The 4,697-nt window shown below is 28.3% G+C and carries 6 protein-coding genes; 5 read left to right on the top strand and 1 reads right to left on the bottom strand.

Going from position 1 to position 4,697, the window contains the following annotated elements; translation table 11 throughout:
• The first annotated feature begins 80 nt into the window (after window positions 1-80).
• The 5 genes from RI68_RS01530 to trhA all read left to right on the top strand — a co-directional run bounded on the left by RI68_RS01530 (window position 81) and on the right by trhA (window position 3,680).
• Window positions 81-728, top strand: a complete 648-nt coding sequence (locus RI68_RS01530) for a S26 family signal peptidase (RefSeq protein ID WP_017193495.1) — start codon at window positions 81-83, stop codon at window positions 726-728.
• A 39-nt stretch (window positions 729-767) separates the two neighbouring features.
• Window positions 768-1,418, top strand: coding sequence for a uracil-DNA glycosylase (locus RI68_RS01525; RefSeq protein WP_017193494.1), 651 nt, complete (start codon window positions 768-770; stop codon window positions 1,416-1,418).
• A 222-nt stretch (window positions 1,419-1,640) separates the two neighbouring features.
• Window positions 1,641-2,435, top strand: a complete 795-nt coding sequence (gene rnhC, locus RI68_RS01515; protein WP_017193493.1) for a ribonuclease HIII — start codon at window positions 1,641-1,643, stop codon at window positions 2,433-2,435.
• Window positions 2,436-2,498: 63 nt separating this feature from the next.
• Window positions 2,499-2,918 carry an HIT family protein gene (locus tag RI68_RS01510; protein ID WP_017193492.1) on the top strand — a complete coding sequence of 140 codons (420 nt, stop codon included), beginning with the start codon at window positions 2,499-2,501 and terminating at the stop codon, window positions 2,916-2,918.
• 84 nt (window positions 2,919-3,002) lie between these two features.
• The gene (gene trhA, locus RI68_RS01505; protein ID WP_017193491.1) at window positions 3,003-3,680 is read left to right on the top strand and encodes a PAQR family membrane homeostasis protein TrhA; all 678 of its coding nucleotides are present in this window, start codon (window positions 3,003-3,005) and stop codon (window positions 3,678-3,680) included.
• 373 nt (window positions 3,681-4,053) lie between these two features.
• On the opposite strand, the gene RI68_RS01500 is transcribed toward trhA, so the two are convergent.
• Entirely contained in the window at window positions 4,054-4,617 is a 564-nt protein-coding gene (locus tag RI68_RS01500; protein WP_017193490.1) for a Holliday junction DNA helicase RuvB C-terminal domain-containing protein, read from the bottom strand.
• Window positions 4,618-4,697 lie beyond the last annotated feature (80 nt).

Here is a 4,697-nt window from a genome sequence, read left to right as displayed (position 1 = left end):
ATTTAGTTAGTTAATTATATTTCTAATAATCTAATAATTTATTTCTCAAAAGATTCGAAAAGTCACGGTACAAAAAAATCATGAAAAAAAATGATCATTCTCCAATAAAAAATATTTTTAAAACTATTGTTACTGTTTTCAATTACGTTATTTTATTCTTAGTTGTTTTAATGATGTTATTTAACGTTTTTGGTTCATTAGCTACCACTTTGAAATATTTTCGTTTTAGTTTATCTAAAGTGCCTACTAAAAGCATGTACCCGGCTATCAAACCGGGAGATTATGTTTTAATTAAATATATATCGGACGAAGATAAGAAAAAATTAAAACCAGGTGAAAAAGATGGAGATATCATTGTTTTTGAACCTAGCGGGAAACAAGCCAATGACCAAACTTCAGATATTTCGGATTTGAAAAAACAACGTGCTCAATATGTTATCCATAGAGTTGTTAAAAACATTCCCAACAACAAAGGAAATGCAAAAGACAAAGATAAAACATTAATAACGACCAAAGGAGATAACAATAAGGAATCTTCGGATTATGAAACAAATTTACGATATGAGGATATTATAGCTAAACACGTGCTTATTATTCCCAAATTTTATGTTTATTTTGTCTTTTTTGTAGTCTTGATCTTATTTATGTTTGATTTATGTTTATCCTATATAAAGGACGATGACGAAGAAGAGGAAGAATACGAAGAGTATGAAGAGGAAGAAGAATAAAAACACTATTAATTAAAAGATTTGGGATAAAATAATATTGTGTGGAAAACCATCATAGAACAAGAAAAACAAAAAAATTATTTTCAAAAAATATCACTTTTTTTAGAAGAAGAATATAACCAAGGCAAAGAAATTTTCCCTCCTCAAAAAGATATTTTTAATGCTTTTGAATTCACCCCTTGGGAGAAAGTAAAAGTAGTTATTTTAGGACAAGATCCTTATCCCGGTGTTAATCAAGCTCATGGCTTATCTTTTAGTGTTTTAAACGATAAAACGCCCGCTAGTTTAAGAAATATTTTTAAAGAGTTGAAAAATAATTTATCTTTAGAAACAAAGACAAACAAATTGTCTAATTGGGCTTTTCAAGGAGTTTTATTATTAAACGCGATTTTAACGGTAGAAAAAGGAAAACCTTTAAGTCATAGTAATATCGGTTGGCAAAGTTTTACTAAAAATATTTTAAAAACTTTAAACCGCAAAGAAAAGATTGTCTATATTTTATGGGGCAAATTCGCACAAACTTTTGAAAAATACATTGATGCGGATAAAAATCATATTATTAAAAGTCCCCATCCTTCGCCCCTTTCGGCTCATAGAGGATTTTTCGATTCTCAACCGTTTTCTAAAACAAACCAATATTTAGCACAAAATAAAATTCCTATTATTGATTGGTCTTTAACTGAAAAATAAAAACAAGATAGCTTATAGATCGATCAATTAAATCATTCTTTTTCCAAGGAAAAATAAGAGGTTTTTAATGTCTGAAAATCACACTTTTAAATTAAATTTAGAACAAATAAAAATTCTGCAAAAAAATTACCAAAAAGACATGATTTCGCATAATAATCCTACCGTTATGGCGGTTGTTAAAAAAAAAATGTTAAAATTACTTTTTTCAAAAAAGGAACTTGTTTGCTTCAAGGTAAAAATATTCAAAAAGAAATCGCTTTTATTCAAGAAAAATTGAATCTTCCGCAGCAACCAAACCTTCTTTTGTCTAAAACCCCTTCCCAGACTTTATCTTCTGAATTTTCTTCCCGCCTTGCCAAAGAGAGTCTTTTAACAAGAACAAATAACATTGGTTTGGACGAAGTAGGAACAGGCGATGTTTTCGGTCCGGTTGTGGTATGTGCTGTTTTATTAAGAAAAGAAGAAATGTCTGTTTTACAAGAAGAAATAGGCATTCAAGATTCTAAAAAATTATCTTCTCAACAAATTTTTAAAATAGCTCCTTTAGTGATGCAAAAAGTACCTTATCGTGTTCAAATTCTTCTTCCCCAAGAATACAATCTTTTAATTAAAAACAATAATTTAAATAAAATCAAAGCTTTATTGCATAACAATAATCTTTTAGAGTTTTTAAAGGAATTGCCGAATCCAAAATACCCTGTTATTTTGGATCAATTTGCTTCTCCTAAAAATTATTTTTCTTATTTAGCCAACGAAAAAGAAGTTTTCCGCAATCTTCTTTTGGAAACCAAAGCCGAATCTAAATATTTAAGCGTTGCTTTGGCTTCTATTATCGCTAGATATGTTTTTTTACAAGAAATAAAAGCTTTAAATAAATCCCTACAAATGGATTTAAAATTAGGCTCTTCTAAGTTAGTGGATGAACAAATTAAGTGGATTTATCAAAGCAAAGGTTTAGAGGTTTTAAAAAAAATTTCTAAAAATAATTTTAGAAATATCAGAACTTATTTAAAATAACATTATCTTTATAAATGATAGTTATTCTTTTAAAAAATAGAAGAAAAAAGAGGTTTTTTAATTATGTATACTATATTTACTAAAATTATTCGCCATGAAATTCCTGGTTATATTTTATATGAAGATGATTTAGTGGTAGCGTTTTTAGATGTTTCGCAAAACACTAAAGGTCATACATTAGTGGCTACTAAAGAGGAATATGTGAATATACACGCAGTTCCGACAGAGGTCTTAAAACATTTATTTGGAGTAGTACAACAAATGAGTCGCGTTTTAGTTCAAACTTTTAACGCTGAAGGAATCAATTTATTAAATAATAACGGCGCAATAGCCGGTCAAACAGTTTTTCATTTTCACGTGCATTTATTGCCGCGTTATAACGAAAAAGAGCTGATAATTAACGCTGTTAATCATATGAACCAATTGACTAAAAAAGATTATCAAGAAATTCAAAACAGTATTTTAAAAAACTGGAATAAATAAAATTTTTTTGTTAAAAAAAATATGATTAAATAACCTTTTTTAATTATTTACAAACATTTCCCAAGAAAGGAGGATGGTATAAGAATGAATTGGCCAACTAAAAAAGTAGAACGACAAACAATAGGCGAAGAAATAGCTAACGCGATATCACACGGTATAATGGTTCCTTTAAGTATTTTTATTTTTTGTTTTTTTCATAAATGTTCTTTGCATGATAAAGGTCACAGTCGTATCCCTTTATTCGCTTTTATTGTGACTATGATGATCCTTTATTCTATGAGTTCTTTATATCACGCTTTAGCTTTTACTAAAGCTAAAAAATTATTCCAAAGATTCGATCATATAAGTATTTATTTATTGATTTGGGGCAGTTTCTTCCCTTTTTTATTTTTAAAATTAGATCAAGAGTTGTTTTCTATCGACAACCTTAAAGTGACAAAAGGTTGGTTCTTTTTCTTGATCCAAACCATAGTTGTTTTTATAGGAATTTCATTTAAAATTTTGAGTTTCGATAAAGGCAAAAAAATACATTTGTTTTTATTTTTAATCTTAGGTTGGAGTGGTCTTTTTTTAATCCATTCTCTTTGGGATTTGAAAAAGAGTTTGTTTTTTTTGGTCTTAGGCGGAGTAGCTTACAGCGCAGGAGTTATTTTTTATAATAATTCTTATAAGAAATATTACCATTTTATTTGGCATCTTTTCGTTAATGCCGGTAATCTTTTACATGTTGCAGCTATCCATTATATGTTAGAAAAATTGTAAAGTTAACCATAAATATTAACAAATAATAGAATTTTACTATATAAATGAAAAAATTAAGAATATCAAATTTATTGAAACAATCTATTTAAACAATTAAAAAAAGACCTCTTTCAAATAAAAAAGGTCTTAGTGAGATCGATTGTTTGGGCTTCTATTCAAAAAATAAACAAATAATTCACTAAACCGCTGAATGCGGTTTTTTTGTTTGTTTTAAAAAAAAAAAAAAACGGAACAGCACAGGGAGGCCAGTTTGTAATAAGGAGCAATCCCGAAACGTATCTCTGATCTATCCTGATAATATAATACCACCAAAATTCAACACCAAATACCGTTTTCCTTGCCCATCCATCGAGTTCGAACAATCAATCGCAGTTCATGATTTTTTATGAATATTTTTTTGTTTTAATAATTGGGTGGTTAAATCGGTGGCAATTCTGCCTTGAGCAGTTCTTTTGATATAACCTTTTTTAATTAAAAAAGGTTCATGAACTTCTTCAATGGTAAATATTTCTTCTCCGATAGTGGCGGCAATATTTTTAATACCGACTGGACCACCGTTAAATTGATTCACTAATGTGTTTAAATAATTATAATCTGTTTCGTTTAAACCGTTAGAATCTATTTGTAGCTTTTCTAAGGTGTCTAAGGTTATTTGATGAGTAAGAACTTTATTAGAATAAATTTCAGCAAAATCTCTTACTCTTCTGAATAAACGGTTAGCGATTCTAGGGGTTCCTCTACTTCTTTTAACTAATTCTGCTAAAGCTTTTTCTTCTATTTGGTTACCATAAACCGACGCAGTTCTTTTTAAAATAAGTTTTAACTCTTTTTCGTTATAATAATTTAATTTTAAAATTAAGCCAAAACGATCTCTTAAAGGGAAAGAAATATGACCGAATTTAGTAGTCGCTCTGAGCTGTTCCGTTTTTTCATACAACTTTTTATTTTAAAATGACTCTTTAAGACTAAAAATTAATAGATAATTTCCTATCTTTTCAAACTAAAGAAATATTTTTT

This window comes from Vaccinium witches'-broom phytoplasma str. VAC, from assembly GCF_000309405.1.
Classification (GTDB): domain Bacteria; phylum Bacillota_I; class Bacilli_A; order Acholeplasmatales; family Acholeplasmataceae; genus Phytoplasma.
Note: the sequence above shows the minus strand (reverse complement) of the source record. Positions and strands in the feature narration are given on the sequence as shown.